Origin of the sequence: Methylophilus sp., assembly GCF_052437885.1 — a bacterium.
Taxonomy (GTDB): Bacteria; Pseudomonadota; Gammaproteobacteria; order Burkholderiales; family Methylophilaceae; genus Methylophilus.
Genome location: NZ_JBQVPB010000009.1, coordinates 111,342 through 132,498, shown reverse-complemented (window position 1 = coordinate 132,498; position 21,157 = coordinate 111,342). Strand labels below are relative to the sequence as shown.

Genomic DNA, 21,157 nt, shown 5'->3' with positions numbered 1-21,157 from the left:
GGGTGGTGCTTTCTTCATTGCGCCAGAGGTCGCTGCCCAGGTGCAGGCCGCTGATCCAGCTGCTGTAAGCCGGGTTGATGTCGCCGTTGCCGCCTGCATGCAGGCGCTCCTGGCTGGCAAACAGCCACATCGGGTGCCTGGCTGTGGTCTCTGCACTGGTATCCAGCGCTGTGCCTACGGCCTGCGGGCCATGCAGCAGTGCATGCAAGGCCATACGGCCTGAGAGGTCCATCAGCGCAGGCAAGGCGGCGCTGGCGGGGCGGTAGGCATGACGGGCATTCAACTGAGCGTTCAACTGAGCATCGAACTGGCTGCTCAAATACCAGTTCTGCCCGAGGCCATTAGCATCACCTGCCCGCAGCTTGTATTCGTAGGCACCGGCATACACCGGCTGTTTGAGTTTGAAACCATCTTTGCTGCTCTGTGCGGTGGTGTCGGCATTTGCCTGCGCTTCGACCACCAGCATGCCGTTGCCGCTGGTCTGCCCACCCAGGCCGCCAGCGTTACGGATGGCAAGGTAGGTCGTGCCGCTGACCTTGCCGCCATCGCGGATGATGATCTTGTCACCCGCCACACTGCCATCGCCCAGTACCTGGTTGAGTGTGATCAGACCACCTTCGCCGACAAGCTCATCTATACTCAGGGTTTTAGCTTTAAACACGCTGTCGGGGGCCTCAAAGTCGATATGGCCGGTGTCTTGAAGAGTCACGATATTGAGGGCAGAGTCGCCGGTCATTTTCCAGGTGGTTGACAGGTAGGCTCCAGCTTCGCTTTTGCTGCCTGGCTGGTAGTTGATAATGCCTTTCCAGATTGAGCCAGCCAGAAGGTATGCAGTGCCACCGGATTCGACCGTGAGATTTTCTATAGTCGATTTATTTTTCAAATTAAAAACCCCACCCTGTTTCACAATGGTATTTTTCGCAGTGCCGCCTGTATTTATCGCCTGCCTACCGCCCTTTTCCACTATAGTGTCTTCGGCTATGCCATTAACTTCTTGCGAGCTTCTTGAGCCCCCAGCATTATTGCGCACCGTCGTATTAGTCGCCTTGCCATTGACGATTTGTTCATCACCATTATCAATCACGGCATCCTTGACAGTCTCCCCGGCGGGTACTGTGCTATCGGCAGCCTGGGCGTGGTAACCAGCCAGGCATAACAATGCCAACAGCAGGCTGGTGGGGTTTAAGACTGCACTCTTTGAACCAGCACCAGGGAGACCTAGGTTTTTAAGGGAAGAATGCAGAAGTAAACACCGTGGTAATTTCAGGTGTTTATGTAGGTGTGTTGGCATAGCAGGGGCCTTTCCAGATTTAAAAGCTTGAGAATAAAACTGCGAATACGCAGGCATTCTCAAACATCTGGCAGCCATTAAGCTGACAAGAACTTACAGATGTTAACGGCGCGGGCTTTACTGGCCTCAATCACTCAAAAAGTATCAAGGGTTGCTGATGGGTGGTTGATTCTTATGCTTTTGCGCGTTCACTCAGCTTTTGTCTATTGCATTGCAAGCACGCTTAAAGCGTCTGTGCTTTATTTGTTTTTTGAACAGGCACAGGCTGGGTTGATCATTGATCGCCAAGCTTGCTGCACCATCACCACATCAGGCTGGCATGTGAACACAAGCCTGGGCGTGTGTTCAGCCGCAATGCAAAAGCTAAGGGATATCGGTGGTATTGAACAACTGCATTGAATCCCCACCCACACTGGGGATAAGTGATTTGCGCGCTAAGCAGGGAGATGTTGGCAACGTGCCCGCTTGCTGCAAGCGTGAGGGCTCAGGGTGTCATATCTGCCTGGGGGCAAACATGATGATGGCCATGCCCAGCATGGCGACTGCGGCACCTAGCAGGTCCCAGCCGGTCGGGCGTATGCCATCTACCAGCCACAGCCATACGATAGCCACGCCTATGTAGACGCCGCCATAGGCTGCGTAAATGCGTCCGGCGGCCGTGGGGTGCAGGGTCAGCAGCCAGGCGAAGACTGCCAGGCTGATGGCTGCCGGCACCAGCAACCAGATGCTCTTGCCCTCGCGCAACCAGAGATAAGGCAGGTAGCAGCCGACGATCTCGGCGATGGCGGTCAGCACAAACAGCAGCAAGGTTTTTGCCACTTTTATTCCTGCTCTGAGATCAGCAACTGGTTGTGGTCGGTTTTAAGGTAGAAGGTACCGTTGGCGTCGATCTGGATAGCGCGGATGCGGTAATCGCTCAACACCGGCTCTGCATACACCAGCGTAGTGCCTTCGCGGCGCACACGGTACAAGGTGGTATTGCCCATGCCGGCGACAAATAGATCGTTATCCCAGAAGTCGTTGCGCCCGGTCGGTGGATATTTGGCCAGCGGGCCTATGCCTATGGAGGGCACAAAGGTCATCAGCGGTTTTTCGTGGCCCTCGTGGCTGTTGAATTTATTGCCGTAATAGCCACTCATGCCATCACGTTCATAAATCGTGCCGTAACTGACGACAGGCCAGCCGTAGTTCTTGCCGCGCTTGATCAGGTTGATCTCATCGCCGCCGCGCGGGCCATGGTCGGTCAGCCACAATTCATTGCTTTCTTTATCGTAAAACAGGCCGCCCGAAGGTGAGCGGAAGCCGGTGGCATGCACTTCGGCATTCAGGCGCTGCAGATCGATACGCATGACTTTGCCTAATGAGGTGGTTTTATCCTGCACGCGGTCAGGTTTGGAAAAGTCGCCTATGCTCAGATACAGGGTGCGTTCATTCTCGCCCAATGCCAGCTTGCCGCCGACCTGGTGGCCGAGAATAGGCTCTTTGATCGCCGGGCGGCTGATATAGATCTCACGGTCAAAACTCACTTCGCTGTTTTCTACATCTACCGCAAACTCACTGACGGCCAGGCGCACGCCGTTGGTCACTTCATCCCAGGCGGTATACGCTACATACAGGGTCTTGCCTATCAGCAGCGAGTCTTTCACGCCAGAAAGCTCCTTGCAATACACCAGTTGCTTGCTACTGCTCTCATCTGCCGAGGTATCGCCGCCAGGTATGAATTTCGCCAGCTGCTTGCCGGGTTTCACCAGCTCAAGCGTCTCATTCTGGCGTACAAAATAAACGTCGCCACATTTGCTGATAAACAAGAACAAATGTTTATCCAGGCGCTCAAACGGCCCGCTGGGATACGAGTCTTCAAAAGGCAGTTTATACACTTTAAGGTTTTGCGTGCCGAACACCGAGCTGATCCTGGGTGGCTCCGGCTCTTTGTTGGCTTCTTTATCCGCTTCGGCTGCATCGCTACCCGACAGCAGTAAACGGGGTACCACGCCCTCGCCAGCTTGCGCTGCAGGTTGCAGCATGTGCCAGCTGACACTCAGCCATAACAGGGTGAGCAGAAAGGATTTAAAAAATAATGGTTTTGTTTTTTTCTGGTTCAGGGAAAGCAAAGCAGGATACTCCATTCTTATGATTGCATTCGAGTTGCAAGCATAGCGAAAAGTTTACATCAGACTGATGTAAAAATTATTTTTATTTTTAAAATCAAATAAATATTATTTTTTATTAATCCATTTTGTAATGAATATTTTTAGCAACAAAACCGTGACCATCACCGCCCAGGCGGCTAAGGTCAATTGTATGAATAATGCAAAAGTGTCTTGCTGGCAGACAGCCCCCAGGGCGGGGTCCAGACTATCGCAGCCAAACGCCACCACTGCAAATGCAAAACCGGGGCCCAGATGCAAAATGGTCAGCCCATAAATCAACGCGCGTAACAAAGAGTGTTCCTGTCTAAATAATTAAAACCTGAAATGGGCATGCTTGTGGGTATGGCCTGGCATGCACCATGATGCATGCGTCTGGCTAGGCATAAAATACGTTCTTCTACTCATTCGCGCTTTAGTCCGCAACCTGCATGGCTTAACGCTTGAAGGCCAGCACAAACACACCGCCAGCCACCAGTGCCACACCCAGCCATTCACGCGCTGAGAGCCGCTCGCCCAAAAACAGGAAAGCGAATACTGCCACCAGCACCAGGCTGAGTTTATCCACCGGCGCCACTTTTGAGGCCTCGCCCAGCTGCAGTGCGCGAAAATAGCATATCCAGGAAGCCCCGGTCGCCACTGCCGACAACACCAGAAACAACAGTGAGCGTGACGGCAGCGCCAGCGGATTACTCCACTTGCCAGCAAACCAGACAAACGGTGCCAGCACTGCGGTGATCACCAGCGTGCGTATCAGGGTGGCAAAGTCGGAATCTATGCCCTGGATGCCGATTTTGGCGAAGATGGCGGTCAACGCGGCAAAGCAGGCTGACAGCGCTGCCCAGAATAACCAGTCGGTGATCATATGGCTGCGCGCTTAATCGACATTCTGGCCTATGCGCCACAACACGCCTGATGGGTCGGCAAGACAGAAATCACGCATGCGCCAGGGTTGCAGGGTGACAGGCACGACCTTCACGCCATATTTTGCCACCACCCCGCTGTCTTCCACCTTCTGCCACCAGGCATCCACGTCTTCAACCAGCAGATGCATCATGTAGTTCTCGGCAAAGCCTTCGGCACAAAAATCCTGCAGTAAAAAACTGGCGTGTTCATAGTGAAAGTAAGCCACTCCGCCGCCTTCCGAGGCCATGGTGAAACCGATGTCCTGATAAAACTGTTTGGATATTGCAAAATCTTTGGCCGGTACAAAGGCCTTGATCTCTGTGACTTTCAGGTTTGCCATGATTGAATGCCTGCTCCGCGATGATGATGGGACTTAATTGCATGAGTATAAATCAAGCTGGCGTGTCAGGTGCAATGGTAATGGTTGTGTCAGCGGAAAGGATGAATCACTTTTTCACCGCGGTGAGCTGGCAGCGCTAGTCTGCAAGCGGCCAATCCGGGTTGTAGACTATCTCCCACAGATGCCCGTCCGGGTCCTGGAAATAGCCGCCATAACCGCCCCAGAAAGTATCCTGGGCGGGTTTTACTATGGTCGCCCCGCTAGTTTCCGCTTGCGCCATCAGTGCATCGACCGCCGCTGTGGAAGCGACATTATGACCTATGGCAAAAGCGGGAGAGACCGGGCCAGACACAGGCAAGCCGGTATCATGCGCCAGGCTGGCGCGCGGCCAGATCGCCAGTTTCAGGCCGCCTTGCAGCTCAAAGAACACCACGGCACCGTGCTCGAACTCGGTGCCCATGATGCCTTCAGTAGCCAGGCCCATGCCGTCGCGATAAAACGCCAGCGAGGCTTGCAGGTCGTTGACGGCCAGCGTGATGATACTGATATGAGGTTGCATGGCTGAACTCCGTATAGTGAGGCTGTCAATTTAACAGACAGGTGCAATGGCAAGGCAGGTCACTGCATGCCTTTAAAAACCACATAGCGCCCGCCGGTGTAATTGCCCTGGAATGATTTGGCTTTTAAGCCGGCGGCGGCTTCCATTTTGGCTGGCACCTGCTGATAGGAATAAAAATGGCCGCCCTTTTGTACACATCGCTCACACTCACTGCGCTCATAGGTATAGACATCTATCTGCCTATCGCCAACGCCGGTGACAGATTGTTGATGATAGCCGGCCATAATCACTTTGCGTAGCTGCACGCCAGGCGCCAGTTCGATCTGCCATGTGGCCGGCTCATAAGACATCAGGCCGAGCACCACTGGTGAGGAGTCGTCGCTGATATTGACGGTGACAGTGCGCTGTACATGTGGCTGGGAAAGAAAATCACCGCATTCATTTGGTTTGATCGCGGCGTGATCGCCGGCAGCCCGCTTGGCCGCCTGGCATTTTGCCCACCAAGCACGTTTATCGGCAGACGCGGGCAATGCCCCTTGGTATACGCCTATCACATGCAAAACGGCTGCAGGCTCGGCTACAGGAATAGGGTTTGGTATGGTACGACTAGTGGATGCATTCTGTATAGGCCTGCTGCAGGCGGCTGACAGGCAGGCTGTCAGCAGCAGAAAACACAGCTGGCTTAAGTATCCAGGCCGCATGCGTCACCTGAGCAGGAGATAGACGCAAACCGTCAGTGATGCTGTAGATAGCGCCAGTGACAGGAACAGCATGGTCTTGTAGGCCGTAACCTGTTTTTGTGCTTTTTGTGCAGCGGCTTCTATGCCCTGGATCGCCAGCTGCATCTTCTCGGCCAGCACATGCAGTGACTCTGCATTCTGGGTCGCCGCCGATTGCAATTCCTCTATCTGCTTGGTTAATAAAGGGTCAACCTTGGCGACTTCAGGCTTGGGCGTGAACGCCGGGATCGCCGCGGTGGCCACTTGCGCAATATAAGGCGCGAATGCTGTGATGATAGGTAAAAACTGGATAGCCACTTAGACCCCTCTCTGACATTATTTCAATTTGCTTTATGGTACGGGCTGGGCTAGTGTACGTCTAGCCTAAATTTCGCGGCACTGAACACTAGCTCAACCGCGCCTGGCTGCTTCAATGGCGGCGATATCTATCTTGCCCATCTGCATCATGGCCTCGAAAGCGCGCTTGGCAGCAGCAGGATCGGCGTCAGTGATCGCTGCCATCAATGCGCGCGGGGTGATCTGCCACGAAATACCCCACTGGTCTTTACACCAGCCACAGGCGCTTTCTTCGCCACCGTTGGCCACGATCGCGTGCCATAAGCGATCGGTTTCAGCCTGGTCGTCGGTGGCTACCTGAAACGAGAATGCCTCATCATGTTTAAAGGCCGGGCCGCCATTCAAGCCCAGGCAGGGGATGCCCATGACTGTGAATTCCACAGTCAATACATCGCCCTGCTTACCTGATGGATAATCGCCCGGTGCGTGATGCACGGCGACGACGCGACTATCGGGGAAGGTGGCGGCATAGAACTCGGCAGCTGCCTGTGCTGCACCGTCAAACCACAGGCAGACCGTATTTTTAGCAGTGCTGGCTTTTTCCATAACCGTGGCTCCCTCTCTAAAATGTCATTAAAAAATCATGCATGGCGTGTATGGTCATTTCAATCTTGACCAGTATTTCGCAAGACAAGTTCTAGGCAAACCGGGCCGGATTTTTAGTTTATTATTCGCCTACAATAATTTAAAACAATAATAATTGATATTTTTCAATATTTAATTTAAATTTAGTGCACCTGTAAAGAGAGTTTATTTATGGATAGTGCACCTTTGCAATCAGCGCAGCCCAAGCTTTTCCCCAGCATCATCGAGCGTCTAGACGCACTGCAATATAGCAAGCGCACCGAAGAATCCTATATCCAGTGGATAAAACGCTTTATCACTTTCCACGACAAGCGGCATCCGCGCGAGATGGGTAGCGCAGAGATAGAAGCCTATCTGAACCATCTGGCGCTTGAGAAAATGGTGTCGGCCAGCACGCAAAGCCAGGCCAAGAGCGCGCTGCTGTTTTTATATAAAGAAGTGTTGCAGCGCGAATTGCCGGCCATGGAGAACCTGACCAGAGTCAAGGCAGACAAACGTTTGCCGGTAGTATTGAGCAAGCATGAGGTGCAGGCCATACTGTCGCGGCTGGATGGCAGCATGTGGTTGCTGGTGAGCCTGTTATACGGCAGCGGCTTGCGCGTGATGGAGTGTTTGCGCCTGCGGGTAGCCGAGATAGCCTTTGACCGGCTGGAGATACTGGTGCGCGATAGCAATGGCTATAAAGATCGCATCACCTTATTGCCGGCCAGTCTGGTAGAGCCGCTAAAAGCACATTTTGAGATAGTGGAGAGCTTGCATGCGGAAGATCTGGCCAAAGGCTTTGGCGAGGCCAGGATGCCGCCAGGCCTGGCAAACAAATATGCCGATGCCAGCAAAGACCTCAGCTGGCAATATGTGTTCCCCTCGGGCAAACTTTCAGTCGACCAGCAGACTGGCGCTGTCTACAGGCACCATGCCGATGAAAAAACCGTGCAGCGCGCGGTGAAAAAACTGGCCACACAGGCCGGTATCAACAAGCAGGTGACACCGAACACCTTGCGCCACAGTTTTGCCACCCATTTGCTGCAAGGCGGGCAGGATGTGCACACGGTGCAGGCCTTACTCGGCCATGCGGATGTGAGCACCACCATGATTTATACCCAGGTAGTCAATACCGGCAGCCGCGGTGTCGCCAGCCCGCTGGATGTGCTTTAGCGACCGTGAGTCACGGCTTGCTGGCTCCTTGCAGGCGGGAGACGGCAAATGGCTGATGCCGATCAGGCCCTCAAGCCGCAGATGGCAAGTTCTTGATGCCGATCAGGCTGGCAAACTGTGCGGCCGGCATGGGCTTGCCAAACAGGCTGCCCTGCCCCTCCTCACACTTTTTCTCTTTTAAATAATGGTACTGACTTTTGGTTTCTATGCCTTCGGCGATGGTTTGCAGGTCAAAGCCATGCGCGATATCCAGCGTGGCACACACCACGGAATCGTCCTGCTTGTGCTCCAGCATGCCATGCACGAACGAGCGGTCTATCTTGATGCGTGTCAGCGGATAGGTTTTCAGCAGGCTTAAGGAGGCATAACCCGTACCAAAGTCGTCAAAGGCGATGCCCACGCCATACAGTTTGAGTTTGCGCAGTGCGTTCAATACCACTTCATCGTTATCCAGGGCGATGTTTTCAGTGATCTCCAGCTCCAGCGCCTCTGGCGGCAAGCCATGGCGGGCAAGGACATCCATCACCTCCTGCACCACGTTACCGACGTGGAACTGCGCTTCAAACAGGTTGACGCCTATGCGGAACTCACTGGCGCCGTTGCGTCGCCAGTAAGCGGCCTGGGCACAGGCCTCATCCAGTATCCATGAACCAACGATGGCGGCCAGCGGCCCGCCTTCGAGTGCCGGCAAGAACGAGATAGGCGTCAGCACGCCGCGTTTGGGGTGGCGCCAGCGCAATAAAGCCTCTGCGCCTATCACCGCACCGCTGGTCAGGTTCACCTGTGGCTGGTAATAGAGCAGGAATTCACCCTGGTCTACCGCCCGGTGCAGCTCCATGGCGTACAAGCGGCGTGCCACGGCTTCCATGCGTAAAGCGGGCGTGAACAGGAACACCCTGCCGCGCCCGGACATTTTGGCCTTGAACAAAGCCAGGTCGGCATCGCTGACCAGTTCCAGCGCCTCCTGGGCATGCATGGGTGCCAGGGCGACGCCACAGCTGGCGGCGACACGCACTTCATGACCGTCGATCAGGATAGGCATGGCGATCTGCTTTATGATCTTTTCAGCCAGCTGCATGGCTGCTTCGGCACTGAGGATATTGGGCACCATGATGGCGAATTCGTCACCGCCTATGCGGGCGGCCAGCCCTGGCACATTGACCAGCTGCCCCAACTGCATGGCCACTTGCTTGAGCACCGCGTCACCCAGTGCGTGCCCCAGGGTGTCGTTGACGTCCTTGAAACCATCCAGGTCTATCATAAACACGGCGGCAGGCTTGGGCAGGGTCAGAGTATCTTCGACCACGCGGTAAAAACGCGCGCGGTTCGCCAGGCCGGTTAGCAGATCGACATTGGCACGCAGCCGCAATTCTGCTTCTTCCATGCGTTGCTCGGTGATGTCTTTCAGGATCGCCTCAAACCGCATCTTGCCGGATTCTTTCCAGGCAAATAGCGAGAACCCGAGCAGGAAACGCGTGCCGTCCTTGCGCAAGCCGGATATTTCGGAAAAGGTATCCAGATGGCCCAGGGTATCGGCGGCAATGGCTTTGTCTATGGTTTCATGCAGGATGGAACGGTCACGTTCCGGCACCAGCATATCGACTGGCTGGCCTACGCCTTCTGACAGCGTATAACCATGCGAAAGCGCTGCCGCTGCGTTCCAGGCGATGATCTGCAGTTGCTCGTCAAACCAGACCACCGGCGTGGTCGAATTGCCGGCATATTTTTCAAAGGTCGGTCTGTGGCGGTTGCTGGAGGTTTCTATGCGCCGCAGTTCCAGGCGGTCTGACACGATATGCGCCAGCTCCAGTAATCTGCGCTGGTCTTCTTCAGAAAAATTCGGGCGAGGCTTGTTATCGATGATGCAGAACGCACCCAGTGAAAGCCCGCCCGGCGAGCGCAGTGGCACACCGGCATAGAAGCGTACGTTGGCGTCACCAGTGACCAGCGGGTTATCGTGAAAGCGTTCATCCAGTGCCGTATCAGGCACCACCATGATCTGCGGCTGATTGATGGCATGGGCGCAAAAAGACACGTCGCGCCGCATATCCGTTTCACCTACGCCCACCGCAGCAGCAAAAAACACATGGTCGCTGCCTATCATATTCACCGCAGCCACCGGCATATCAAACATGCGGGCGGCGATCTGCACGATAGGCTCCAAACTGGGTACCAGCCCTTCATCGTCAAACCCATGTTCATATAAAGCAGCGAGCCGCTCTTGTTCATTGGCTAATATTGCAGGGCACTTCACTGCCTTCTCCTTATGCACTAGCGTAGCTATATCTGGTCTGACACTTTGATAAAAGTATAGACATAATCACATATATTTACACCAATTTTATTTCACGCATGTGAAAAACAGGCAAGAAAAGGCTGGCGAGCGTGCTGCCAGGGCTGAAGCCAGGCAAAATGGCCAAGGCAGAATTAACAGTTGTTATTTAAGCTTGCCATCACCGATATGGGTCTGGCCACGCGATTTGGCCAGTTTGACCTGTTTCTGCCGCTCGCGCAGGGAATCGCGTTTGTCAGCAGACAGTTTATCGTAGCAATACGGGCACGAAATACCCGCCTCGTACTGTTCGCTGTGCATTTCTTCGTGCGTCAGCGGCATGCGGCAGGCATAGCACTGCTGATGGTCACCGACTTCCAGCCCATGTTTGACCGCCACGCGCTGGTCGAATACAAAGCAATCGCCCTGCCACAGGCTTTCTTGCTCGGGTACGGTTTCCAGATATTTGAGAATACCGCCCTGCAAGTGGTACACCTCTTCAAAGCCTTGCTGCTTCATGAATGAGGAGGCTTTTTCACAGCGGATACCGCCGGTGCAGAACATGGCCACTTTTTTATGTTTGGTGTTATCCAGGTTGTCGGCCACGTATTTGGGAAACTCGCGGAAGGTGGTGGTCTTGGGGTCGACTGCCCCTTTGAAAGTGCCTATGTGCACTTCGTAATCGTTACGTGTGTCGAGCAGGATCACATCCGGGTCTGAGATCAATGCATTCCAGTCTTCCGGCTTGACATAGGTGCCTACCAAGTCATTCGGGTCTACGCCCTGCACACCCATGGTGACTATCTCTTTTTTCAGTTTGACCTTCATGCGGTAGAACGGGTGGCTGTCGGCCCAGGATTCTTTATGTTCCAGCGCTGCCAGGCGGGGGTCACTGCGCAAATAGGCCAGAATGGCGCGTATATCTTCGGGCTTGCCGGCGATGGTGCCGTTGATGCCTTCATTCGCCAGCAGCAAGGTGCCTTTGATGCCCAGCATCAGGCATTGCTCCAGGATAGGCTGTTGCAGGTCCTTATAATTTTCCAGCGTGACGAATTTATACAGCGCGGCGGTGAGGTATTGACTCATTTGCAAAATAGCTTGGTTTCAAAGAGTGGCATTTTAACACCCTAAGCCGCTGAATGAAAAAGACAAATATGCAAAAAACAAACGGGCATAGCGCCCGTTTGATAAATATTGATCCAAATCAAAAGATTATTGAATCACTAAAATTTCTGCCTTGCCCAAGCCACCCATATCGCCCATCCAGCGTTGCACACGCAGGCTGCTGATGCCGGCAAAGCGGCTGTCCAGCAGCTTGAACGACTTATACAGGATATTCAGGAACGGTAACTGATGCAGGCCGCAATCTATCCAGGTCGCTTGTGCCGCAGGCGCTTTGGCCAGCAACAAGGTGCCACGTTTCATGCCATAACCAAGGTAGGCGCCGGTAGCACCCAGCACGCCCAGGGTACCCGCCATCATATCGGAAGCACAGTAATCACCGGCATCGCCCTCTATCAGCAGCATGCCACGCCGCATACGGTCGCCTGCCCGCGCGCCGGCATTGCCTTTGCAGATCAGCACGCCTTGCTGCATCTGTGCACCTAAAAAGTCACCGGCATCGTGCTCTACGATGACCTGGCCCAGCGTCATGCCGAAACCGATATAGGCGTGGTTAGCACTGGTGTTTTTAAACACCACTTGCAGGGCATCGCCAGTGTCATCCACGCTGATATCGAACACTTCAGCAGCGCTGAGATTCTTTGCCAGTTTGATGGCCCCGATCTCGGCCACGCTTTTAGCCTGCAGGGCTTGCGGCGACAAGGCGCGGCAATCAACCACGCGTGTGATGGCTTTGGCGGTTAATGTGATGATACTCATGCGACCTCCCCGCTTAAAATCGGGCGCAGTTTAAAATGATGTGGCCCCAGTTTTCCGCCGTAGTTACCGGCAGAAATGCGCAGTATGCCATTCTCTTGACCAAGCCCACATGCGGCCTCGATACCAGCCTTCATGGATAACGCGATATCTTCAAATGCCAGACCATTCACCACGATCTCCATCACACTTTCCACACGCGGGTCGAGCTCGCTCTTGACCACGCCTTTGAGGGTCGGGCAGAACGCATCATTGGTACTGGCGAACATCTTCGGGTATTTGCTGCCAACTTTGGAACCCGAGCGCACCACCCCGCCAGGGAAAGGCATGATCACATTAGCAAACTGGCGCATGGCATCAATGGCCGCTTCACAAGCTGTCAGCACTTGTGCCTGGCTGGTGCCCAGCACCAGGAAGTTACCTCCGCCTATGGCGCGCACCATGCCGGTGGTTTCTTCAGTCAGGAACTCGCCATCCATGACCGGGATACGCCAGTAGCGCTTGAGCTTGCCATCGGCATTGGCGATCTGTTTGGAGATCTGGTTGCCATCGCCGAAAAAGCGCAAATGCTTGCCCAGGCTGATCATATCTTCCGACTCTATGCCGGCAAAGGCAGCCGCAGTCGGGCAGGTCAGGATACATTGCCCCATACGGGTCTCAAGTTGCTGCATCAATACCTTGCTGCCCATGGCGAACAGCAGCACGCTGACACCGGGCCTGCCATCAGGCGTTTCTTCCGCGCTCAGTTCGCGCTCTATGCCTGCCTCTACGCCGCAACCGATCACACTGGTGGCAAAGCCGGTCATGGCATTGGCTGCGTTATACGCCCAGCGCAGGTTCTGCGCGGTGATCAGCACGCGCGTGGCGCGCATATTGAATGCTTCAGCAAAGGTGTCGTCTATTTCTACGCCGTTAATGATCATCATGCCCCCTGCACATGATTAATGACATGGTTGCGGCCATCTTCCGCAATATGGTCATTACTGATTTTAAAATGTTGCATCTGCATGGTGTGGTAGCGATCAAAATACTGTTTGATGTCTTTTTCCACGCCTGAATCAAATGCAGGCTTGGCGGTATGGGTAGCACCCCACACCACTTTGATGACCTTGCCTTCTTTGACCACCAGTTGCCCATCCTTGAACACCAGGTCTGGCTTGGCAAACATGGCTTCCTTGTCGGCTTGCTCGGTATAAATGGTGATATCTGCCGCTGCCCCTACCCCCAGATGGCCTCTGTCATGCAGGCCTATCAGTTTGGCGGGCGCGGCACGGGTCATGACGGCGATCTCATACAGGCTGTATTCGCGGTCCAGCGCCTTGAGGTTACTCATGGCCTGCGCGTCGAGGTTGAGCTTATCAAAGGCGTCGTTGCGGAAAGACCTGTCCATCAGCAAACGGATCAGATGCGGATAGCTGGTGAATGGCGCGCCATTCGGGTGATCGGTGGTCAGGAATACCCGCCATGGGTCTTCCACGCTCAGGAAGATCTCCAGCCCTATCGCCCACTGCAAGGCATTGACGTAGTTCTCATCGCGGTATTTGAATGGCACCACCCCACAACCGGCATCACATTCGATATCCATGATCACCGATTTTTTCGGATTGGCGACCTTGGCATTCAGATGCTGCATCATATTGTCGCCGGAGGCAGTCACTGTCTGGCCAAACAGGATCTGGCCGACATCGGCAGTGATATGTTTGTTTTTATTGATCGCTTCGGCGATATTGGCGGCGGCAGAAGAGAATTTCTTGTCGCCTTCGGTGCCGTAGCTGTGAAACTGGATATGCGTCAGGTGCATGGGCAAACCATCGCTGGCGCCCATGGTGTCCAGCGTGGTCTGAAAGTTGCCAGCCACCCCCAGGTTGTTACAGTGCACATGCAGCGGCTTGGCAATGCCAAGGTCGTTCACGGCACGGCTCAGGGCCTGCAGGATGCGGCGTGGCGTGATGTGGTAATGGCTGTGCTGCTGATCCAGGTCCTGGCGGCGCTCGTTGAATTTAAAGGCCGAGATACCGCCCGGGTTCACCACCTTGATGCCTATGGTTTGCGTCGCGTGCAAAGTCCAGGCCACATAATCATTGATAGTCTTCTGGTCGGCATTCTGGCTCAGCAGGCGTAGCAGGTAATCATCGTTACCCAGCATGGCGTAACCGCCTTTGTCTATCATGGGCGTATCGCCCATCTCCATATGTGCCTGGCGCGCATTGACTGCCAGGATAGCCGGCTCAAAGGCTGCGGTGTAACCCATCTCGATATAGCGCATGCCGGTGTCTGTGGTATTCGGAGTCGCATGGTGGCTGCAGTTCGCGCCACAGATATGGGCTTCCGGCTCCTGCAGGCGGCGCATATCCTGATACTCGGGCAGCAGCATGCGGGCGATATTGACCTTGCCGCCGCCGATATGGCTATGCATATCAATGGCACCGGCCATCACTATCTTTCCGTTCAGTTCATGCGCCTGGTCGATCTTTTCAGTCTCAGCCGGTTTGGCGATGATGCGGCCGTCACGGATATAGATATCTTCCAGCACACCGTCTTTGTTCTGGGTCGGGTCTATCACCCTGGCATTCTTGAGCAAGGTGATCATGCAGATTTCCCTTCGTTTGCTATGGTTTCTTCTATCAAGGCAACAACCTGTGACAAGGTGGCTACGGCAGAAGGTTTGGCTGCTGTCAGCGGCAAGGTCACCGAACCATCGACGCGGAATTGCTGGCCACCAGTATCCAGGCCGGGAGTCGCTACCGGAATAAACACGGCAGGTGCGGTGGTGAATACGCTGTCAGCAGCGCCGAGCACGATGACTGGCGCGGCTTCTGCCGGTGGCATGGCCTCGGGGCTAAAGCTGTTCACCCAGACCACGGCATCATGTTCCTGCCAGTTTGGCGCATCTATGATGACGCCATTGAGCCAGGTGTGTGCGTAATTGACACTGGTATCGCCATCGCTGCCACCCAGTGACAAGCCCATGGCGCGTGATTTCTGGTTGAGCGCGACCACGGTTTCGGTGATGTTTTCTATGGTTAATTCAGCATGCTGGTAATGCAGGTCTTTGGCTACCCAGACCAGGGTGGCGTATCTGGCTGCTTTCAGGGTCTCGGCCAGCGCCTGCAAGGTGCTGATCTCGACCCCGGCAACGGCTGTGCCTGCCACTGGCTTGTTCATGACCAATGCACGCAAGGCAGCCACCACTTGCGGCAATTGCTCGGCAGCACAGTCTATCACTTGGGGCGCACGGCCATCCGGTGCCGTACCCGCCTGCGTTTTCAGTTTATCGCCACCCAGGTAAATGATCTGGCGTGCGGCAGGTTCGGTGAACATGGCTTCATCCACCCACACCACGCGCTCGAAAAAGCGTGCATTGTGGCTGACCACATCGGTGCCTATCATCAGGATCACATCGGCACGGTTGCGCACTTCGGTCAGCGTGGTGGTTTGCCAGCCGCGATGCTGCAACACTTTCATATTGCGCAAGGTGCTGTCGGCATTCAGGTGCGTCATGGCGGCACCGTTCTGGTTGGCCAGCCTGACCAGGGCACGGGCACCATGCACATCGGTGCTACTACCCGCAATCAATGGAGCATTTGCCTGCTGTAACAAGGCAGCAGCAGCGGCGACAGCTTCGGCCAGCGTGGCTGGTTTACCATTGAGCTGTGGTTGCGCGGCAACTGTCTTGCGCGCGTAAAATTTTGCTGCCTTGCCACACGAAAACTGCTGTTTGGCAATGGCATCCCCCGAAATATCGTCACATAGCAAGCCACAGGCTGGGCAGGCATGCATACTCTGTTCTGTATTTATCATTATGGAAAGATCTCTCGTCTACGTTGAAAAAGCCAACGCCATCGTTGAAAACCATCACATCATACAAACATCTATACGCTGTGGATAGAAAAAATAAAGCGGGGAATGCGCGTTATTTAAGCTGTTAAAACCAAACCGGCTGACGCTGAGTGAACCAGGCATACGCCAGCGATGCACAAACAATCCGCAATCAAGGTTTATCTATCACGTTAAAAATAGTAGAATAGCTGTTTGATTTTTCTTGTTAATTAACTACACATTGGAGTTTTCATGGCTTTAGAGCGCACACTTAGCATTATCAAACCAGACGCGGTTGCAAAAAACGTGATCGGTCAAATCTACACACGTTTTGAAAACGCCGGTTTGAAGATCGTAGCTGCTAAATTCACGCAACTGACACAAGCTGAAGCTGAAGGCTTTTATGCAGTGCACAAAGAGCGCCCTTTCTTCAACGACCTGGTCAAATTCATGATCTCCGGCCCGGTGATCATCCAGGCGCTTGAGGGTGAGAATGCAGTATTGAAACACCGTGACCTGATGGGCGCGACCAACCCTAAAGACGCAGCGCCAGGCACTATCCGTGCTGACTTCGCTGAAAGCATCGATGCCAACGCTGTGCACGGTTCAGACAGCCTGGAAAATGCAGCTATCGAAATTAAATACTTCTTTGGTTAATTTACTCGACCTTAACCAGCCGCAACTCGCCGATTACTTTAACAGTATCGGCGAGAAGCCTTTCCGCGCCAAGCAACTGATGCGCTGGATGCATCACTTCGGGGTTTTAGACCTCGACCAGATGACAGATATCGCCAAAGTCCTGCGCGAGAAACTACGCCAGGAAGCCGAATTTAAATTACCCGATGTGCAGTTGGAACAAGTCTCCGACGACGGCACGCGTAAATGGCTGATAGGCACCAATAACCTTAAAGACGGTACTGCCAACAGCGTAGAGACCGTATTTATCCCCGAAGATGACCGTGGCACGCTGTGCATTTCCAGCCAGGTGGGCTGCGCACTCGAATGCACATTCTGCAGCACTGGTCGCCAGGGCTTTAACCGCAACCTCAGCGTGTCAGAGATCATAGGCCAGCTATGGGTGGCTAACCACTCCCTGCGCCAGGCCGAAGGCTACAACATGCTGCCTGCCAGTGACCGTATCATCTCCAACGTGGTGATGATGGGTATGGGCGAACCGCTGGCCAATTACGACAATGTAGTCACCGCCATGCAGATCATGCTCGATGACAGCGCTTACGGCCTGAGCCGCAGACGCGTGACTTTATCGACCAGCGGCATGGTGCCAGCGATGGACAGGCTGAAAGAAGATTGCCCGGTGGCACTGGCGGTGTCATTGCATGCACCGAATGATGCCCTGCGCGACGAGATCGTGCCCATCAACAAGAAATACCCGATCAAAGACCTGATGGCGGCCTGTGAGCGCTACCTGGTCAAGGCGCCGCGTGACTTTGTCACGTTTGAATATGTGATGCTGGATGGCATCAATGACAGCATTGAGCACGCCAGGCAATTGCTGGACGTGGTGCGTAATGTGCCTTGCAAATTCAACCTGATCCCGTTCAACCCTTTCCCTAACAGCGGCTATGGTACTTCCAAGCCCATGCAGGTACGCGCGTTTCGTGATATGTTAATGCAAGCTGGCTATGTGGTGACCGTCAGAAAGACCCGTGGCGAGGATATCGATGCCGCTTGTGGTCAACTGGCTGGCAAGGTGCTGGACAAGACCCGCCGCACACAAAAAACCATTGCCATTCAGCCTGGCGCCATTCAATCGGGCCAATAAGTCATGAGAACACATTTTTTTGCGCAACCCATGCTCATGTTATCGCTGGCGACCTGCCTGTGGCTGAGCGCTTGCGCGCAAAACCCCACTGCCACCCCAAACGCCCTGCCTTACGACCAGCAACCCATGAGCCGCGAAACCGGCGATGAGGAGTCTGCGCGCGTGCACACCGAGCTGGGCGCCGAATACTTCAGGCTCAAACGTTACGACGTCGCGCTTGAAGAGTTCAACACCGCCACCGAACGCAGCCCCGGTTATGCACTGGCGTATAACGGTCTCGGTTTAGTGTATGCGTCACTGGGGGATAAACCGCGTGCAGAAGCGGCTTTCGTACGCGCCATCCAGCTGCAGCCGGCCAACTCCGAATCACATAATAACTATGGACGCTTTTTATGTGACCAGGGCCGTTATGAAGATTCGCAAAAAGAATTCTTGCTGGCAGTTAAAAACCCTTTGTATAAAACACCGCAGGTGGCTTATTACAATGCCGGCGTGTGCGCCCTGCGCAGCAAACAGAAACCGCAAGCCGAAAGCTATTTCAGCAAAGCCTTGCAGGTGGACCCTCTGGCGCACGCCAGTGCTTACCAGCTCGCTAACCTGCAGTTTGCGCGAGGTGATGCCAGCGCGGCTTTGAATTCACTGCAAAACAGCGTCAGTGCCGCCCCTACCCCTGAATCACTGTTACTGGCTGTGCGCATCTACCGTGCATTGCAAATGCCGGATGAGGCGCATCATTACAGTGTACAGTTGCATAAACTGTTTCCAAATTCCAACGAAACCAAACAACTGTTGAAAATGGAGTAAATGCAAGTGACGTCAGAAGATAACATCAACGTCAGCGCCCTTAACACTGAGGCGGCAGATAAACCAAAACGTGGGCGCAAACGTAAGGTCGATACTGAAGCCACGCCTGAACTGGTGCCCGATACCGGCGTTGAGACCCAGACTTCTGATCCACAGCCACCGGCGTTAACAGGCGACACACACAGCATGCAACCTTCTACACCAGAAACGGCCACTCCACTGATTGAAGAGACTTCGGTCATTGAAGAAACCCCACCAATTGAAGAGACCCCGATAGTCACGATACCGGGTTCGGGATGTGGCAATGTGCTGAAAGCCGCACGCGAAACGCTAGGGCTGAGTATCCATGATGTCAGCAGCCATCTGCGTCTGGGGCCAAAACAAATCCAGGCCATAGAGCAGGATGATTTTGACAAGCTGCCACAACCCAGCATAGTGCGCGGCTTTATCCGCAACTATGCCAAGTTGCTGAATATAGACGTGACGCCGGTGCTGGCAGCTTATCAGCGTATCGTGCCCAGCACCGCGCCTTTGCCATTGAGCGTCAGGTCGAATGCCAGCCCGTCGGTGATAGACAAACCGGCCCGCACCATACGTCCGCAGCGCATATTGACGTTTTTTATCTTTCTGATCCTGGCGGCGATACTGGCTTATTTCTATATCAACCATATCAAACCGCAGGCGCTTAAAAATGCTTCGCTGGCGCTGGATGTGGATGAGATCAGTGAAACGACCGGGCAAGAGATCAATGTGCCACCGGCAGTGACCGATGCGGTCACACTGCCGGCAGCAACGGCAGATGCAACCGCCACCACTGACCAGACAGCCACGGCGCCCATAGCAGCAGCGACTGAACCCGCTGCTAGCAGCGCGCCTGAATCGGCACCTGCCCCCGCAGCGGAGCCAGCCACAGTCGCGTCCTCCACGCCTGACAGCACCATAGTCAGCACCCCTACCCCGTCTGCCAGCAATGCGGTGGAAAGCACCACGCTTAAATCTGCAGACCCGCAAAAAGCCATGCTGGTGTTCCGCGTCACTGAAGACTCCTGGGTGCGTATCGAAGATATGCAAGGCAAAAAGATCCTCAGCGAAGTCCTGAATGCGGGCTCTGAACACAATGTAGTGGCCGAAAAACCGGTCAATGTCATTGTTGGCCACGCCCAGGGCACACAGCTGACCATAGATAACCAGCCTTATGACCTGACCCAGGCCACCCGTGGCCGTGTGGCACGCATACAATTGAAATAAGCATGATACAACGTCGAAACACCCGCCAGGTCATGATAGGCCACGTCGCAGTCGGCGGTGGCCTTTATGGCACTACCGCTTCGCCCGTCGTGGTGCAAAGCATGACCAATACCGATACCGCCGATGCCGAAGCCACCATACGCCAGGTGTATGAGCTATGGCAGGCCGGTTCTGAAGTGGTGCGTATCACGGTCAACTCGGCAGAAGCAGCCGCACAGGTAGCGACTATCCGCAAAGGCCTGGATGCCCTGGGTTGCAGCGTACCGCTGGTCGGTGACTTTCATTTTAATGGCCATAAACTGTTACAGGCTTATCCTGAATGCGCACAAGCGCTGGCTAAATACCGCATCAACCCGGGCAATGTCGGCAAAGGCAGCAAGCGCGATGAGCAGTTCGGCGCCATGATAGAAGCCGCCATCCACTACAAAAAAGCAGTGCGCATAGGCGTCAACTGGGGCAGCCTGGACCAGGCCAAAATGGCGCAGATGATGGATGATAACGGCAAGCTGGCCGAGCCGCTGTCTGCCGATGCGCTGATGCGCGAAGCGCTGATCCAGTCTGCGCTGGAAAGTGCCCAGCAAGCCATAGACCTGGGCCTGAGCCCGGACCAGATCATTATTTCCTGCAAGGTCAGCAATGTGCAAGACCTGATCCAGGTCTACAGTGACCTCGGCCAGCGTTGTGACTACCCGCTGCACCTGGGCTTGACCGAAGCCGGCATGGGTTCCAAAGGCATAGTGGCCTCAACGGCTGCACTGGCCATCTTGCTGCAGTCAGGCATAGGCGACACCATACGCGTCTCGCTGACGCCAGAACCTAACGAATCCCGTACCAAAGAAGTGGTGGTCGCCCAGGAGATCCTGCAGACCATGGGCATACGCTCGTTCACCCCTTTAGTGACGGCCTGCCCCGGTTGCGGCCGCACCACCAGCACCTATTTCCAGGAGCTGGCGATGCAGATCCAGACCTGGTTGCGCCAGCAGATGCCGGTATGGCGTGGCCAATATCCCGGGGTGGAGACATTGAACGTCGCGGTCATGGGCTGCGTGGTCAATGGCCCGGGCGAATCCAAACTGGCTAATATCGGCATCAGCTTGCCTGGCACCGGCGAAACGCCGGTAGCACCAGTGTTTGTCGATGGTGAAAAAACGGTGACGCTGAAAGGCGAACGCATTGCGCAGGACTTTCAGTTGCTGGTGGATGAATATGTGCGTACCCATTATGCCGAAGGCGGCAAATTGCGCGCCCTTAAACCCAGCGTGATCCCGATAGTCGCCATCCCACAATAATTAAA

General features: G+C 54.6%; 23 protein-coding genes. 7 read left to right on the top strand and 16 right to left on the bottom strand.

The window, feature by feature from the left end; all coding sequences use genetic code 11:
* Positions 1-1,165, bottom strand: a 1,165-nt coding sequence (locus ACT6RZ_RS10810) for an AIDA repeat-containing protein (protein ID WP_444702120.1), incomplete at its 3' end; no start/stop codon positions are given.
* Between the two features lie 225 nt (positions 1,166-1,390).
* Between ACT6RZ_RS10810 and ACT6RZ_RS10805 the strand changes: the two genes are divergently transcribed.
* On the top strand, positions 1,391-1,690 hold the full coding sequence (locus ACT6RZ_RS10805; protein WP_444702119.1) for a hypothetical protein: 300 nt from the start codon (positions 1,391-1,393) through the stop codon (positions 1,688-1,690).
* 93 nt (positions 1,691-1,783) lie between these two features.
* Here the strand turns inward: ACT6RZ_RS10805 and ACT6RZ_RS10800 are convergent, their stop codons facing one another.
* The 9 genes from ACT6RZ_RS10800 to ACT6RZ_RS10760 form a co-directional block, all read right to left on the bottom strand.
* Positions 1,784-2,110, bottom strand: a complete 327-nt coding sequence (locus ACT6RZ_RS10800) for a YnfA family protein (RefSeq protein WP_444702118.1) — start codon at positions 2,108-2,110, stop codon at positions 1,784-1,786.
* Positions 2,111-2,112: 2 nt separating this feature from the next.
* Positions 2,113-3,417 (bottom strand): PQQ-dependent sugar dehydrogenase, encoded by a 1,305-nt coding sequence (locus ACT6RZ_RS10795; protein ID WP_444702117.1) that lies wholly within the window; start codon positions 3,415-3,417, stop codon positions 2,113-2,115.
* Between the two features lie 90 nt (positions 3,418-3,507).
* Positions 3,508-3,732 (bottom strand): hypothetical protein, encoded by a 225-nt coding sequence (locus tag ACT6RZ_RS10790; protein ID WP_444702116.1) that lies wholly within the window; start codon positions 3,730-3,732, stop codon positions 3,508-3,510.
* Between the two features lie 142 nt (positions 3,733-3,874).
* Positions 3,875-4,303: an EamA family transporter gene (locus tag ACT6RZ_RS10785; RefSeq protein WP_444702115.1), complete on the bottom strand. Its 429-nt coding sequence runs from the start codon at positions 4,301-4,303 to the stop codon at positions 3,875-3,877.
* A gap of 12 nt (positions 4,304-4,315) precedes the next feature.
* Complete coding sequence (locus ACT6RZ_RS10780; protein WP_444702114.1) at positions 4,316-4,684, bottom strand: VOC family protein; 369 nt, start codon at positions 4,682-4,684, stop codon at positions 4,316-4,318.
* 136 nt (positions 4,685-4,820) lie between these two features.
* Positions 4,821-5,243, bottom strand: a complete 423-nt coding sequence (locus tag ACT6RZ_RS10775) for a VOC family protein (protein ID WP_444702113.1) — start codon at positions 5,241-5,243, stop codon at positions 4,821-4,823.
* Positions 5,244-5,302: 59 nt separating this feature from the next.
* Entirely contained in the window at positions 5,303-5,944 is a 642-nt protein-coding gene (locus ACT6RZ_RS10770) for a hypothetical protein (protein ID WP_444702112.1), read from the bottom strand.
* A 3-nt stretch (positions 5,945-5,947) separates the two neighbouring features.
* Positions 5,948-6,280 (bottom strand): hypothetical protein, encoded by a 333-nt coding sequence (locus tag ACT6RZ_RS10765; protein WP_444702111.1) that lies wholly within the window; start codon positions 6,278-6,280, stop codon positions 5,948-5,950.
* A gap of 93 nt (positions 6,281-6,373) precedes the next feature.
* On the bottom strand, positions 6,374-6,865 hold the full coding sequence (locus tag ACT6RZ_RS10760; RefSeq protein WP_444702110.1) for a VOC family protein: 492 nt from the start codon (positions 6,863-6,865) through the stop codon (positions 6,374-6,376).
* 210 nt (positions 6,866-7,075) lie between these two features.
* Between ACT6RZ_RS10760 and ACT6RZ_RS10755 the strand changes: the two genes are divergently transcribed.
* The gene (locus tag ACT6RZ_RS10755) at positions 7,076-8,059 is read left to right on the top strand and encodes an integron integrase (protein WP_444702109.1); all 984 of its coding nucleotides are present in this window, start codon (positions 7,076-7,078) and stop codon (positions 8,057-8,059) included.
* A 70-nt stretch (positions 8,060-8,129) separates the two neighbouring features.
* Here ACT6RZ_RS10755 and ACT6RZ_RS10750 read toward each other — a convergent pair whose 3' ends face one another.
* From ACT6RZ_RS10750 to ACT6RZ_RS10725, 6 genes are all read right to left on the bottom strand, one after another.
* Positions 8,130-10,313 (bottom strand): putative bifunctional diguanylate cyclase/phosphodiesterase, encoded by a 2,184-nt coding sequence (locus ACT6RZ_RS10750; RefSeq protein ID WP_444702108.1) that lies wholly within the window; start codon positions 10,311-10,313, stop codon positions 8,130-8,132.
* Positions 10,314-10,496: 183 nt separating this feature from the next.
* A complete protein-coding gene (gene trhO, locus ACT6RZ_RS10745) occupies positions 10,497-11,417 on the bottom strand; it encodes an oxygen-dependent tRNA uridine(34) hydroxylase TrhO (protein ID WP_444702107.1) in 921 nt (306 codons plus the stop codon).
* 126 nt (positions 11,418-11,543) lie between these two features.
* A complete protein-coding gene (locus ACT6RZ_RS10740) occupies positions 11,544-12,212 on the bottom strand; it encodes a formylmethanofuran dehydrogenase subunit C (RefSeq protein ID WP_444702106.1) in 669 nt (222 codons plus the stop codon).
* The gene (fhcD, locus tag ACT6RZ_RS10735; protein WP_444702124.1) at positions 12,209-13,132 is read right to left on the bottom strand and encodes a formylmethanofuran--tetrahydromethanopterin N-formyltransferase; all 924 of its coding nucleotides are present in this window, start codon (positions 13,130-13,132) and stop codon (positions 12,209-12,211) included. The genes ACT6RZ_RS10740 and fhcD overlap by 4 nt, the downstream gene beginning before the upstream one ends.
* Positions 13,132-14,799, bottom strand: coding sequence for a formylmethanofuran dehydrogenase subunit A (locus tag ACT6RZ_RS10730; protein ID WP_444702105.1), 1,668 nt, complete (start codon positions 14,797-14,799; stop codon positions 13,132-13,134). Before ACT6RZ_RS10730 ends, fhcD begins: the two co-directional genes overlap by 1 nt.
* Positions 14,796-16,010: a formylmethanofuran dehydrogenase gene (locus ACT6RZ_RS10725; RefSeq protein ID WP_444702104.1), complete on the bottom strand. Its 1,215-nt coding sequence runs from the start codon at positions 16,008-16,010 to the stop codon at positions 14,796-14,798. Before ACT6RZ_RS10725 ends, ACT6RZ_RS10730 begins: the two co-directional genes overlap by 4 nt.
* A gap of 270 nt (positions 16,011-16,280) precedes the next feature.
* On the opposite strand from ACT6RZ_RS10725, the gene ndk reads away from it, so the two are divergent.
* From ndk to ispG, 5 genes are read left to right on the top strand one after another with little or no spacing between them, the layout of a single operon-like run.
* On the top strand, positions 16,281-16,685 hold the full coding sequence (ndk, locus tag ACT6RZ_RS10720) for a nucleoside-diphosphate kinase (RefSeq protein ID WP_442586615.1): 405 nt from the start codon (positions 16,281-16,283) through the stop codon (positions 16,683-16,685).
* Positions 16,678-17,811, top strand: coding sequence for a 23S rRNA (adenine(2503)-C(2))-methyltransferase RlmN (gene rlmN / locus ACT6RZ_RS10715; RefSeq protein WP_444702103.1), 1,134 nt, complete (start codon positions 16,678-16,680; stop codon positions 17,809-17,811). Before ndk ends, rlmN begins: the two co-directional genes overlap by 8 nt.
* 3 nt (positions 17,812-17,814) lie before the next feature.
* Positions 17,815-18,615, top strand: a complete 801-nt coding sequence (gene pilW, locus ACT6RZ_RS10710; RefSeq protein ID WP_444702102.1) for a type IV pilus biogenesis/stability protein PilW — start codon at positions 17,815-17,817, stop codon at positions 18,613-18,615.
* The gene (locus ACT6RZ_RS10705; RefSeq protein WP_444702101.1) at positions 18,616-19,863 is read left to right on the top strand and encodes a helix-turn-helix domain-containing protein; all 1,248 of its coding nucleotides are present in this window, start codon (positions 18,616-18,618) and stop codon (positions 19,861-19,863) included.
* A 2-nt stretch (positions 19,864-19,865) separates the two neighbouring features.
* Positions 19,866-21,152, top strand: coding sequence for a flavodoxin-dependent (E)-4-hydroxy-3-methylbut-2-enyl-diphosphate synthase (ispG, locus tag ACT6RZ_RS10700; RefSeq protein ID WP_444702100.1), 1,287 nt, complete (start codon positions 19,866-19,868; stop codon positions 21,150-21,152).
* Positions 21,153-21,157 lie beyond the last annotated feature (5 nt).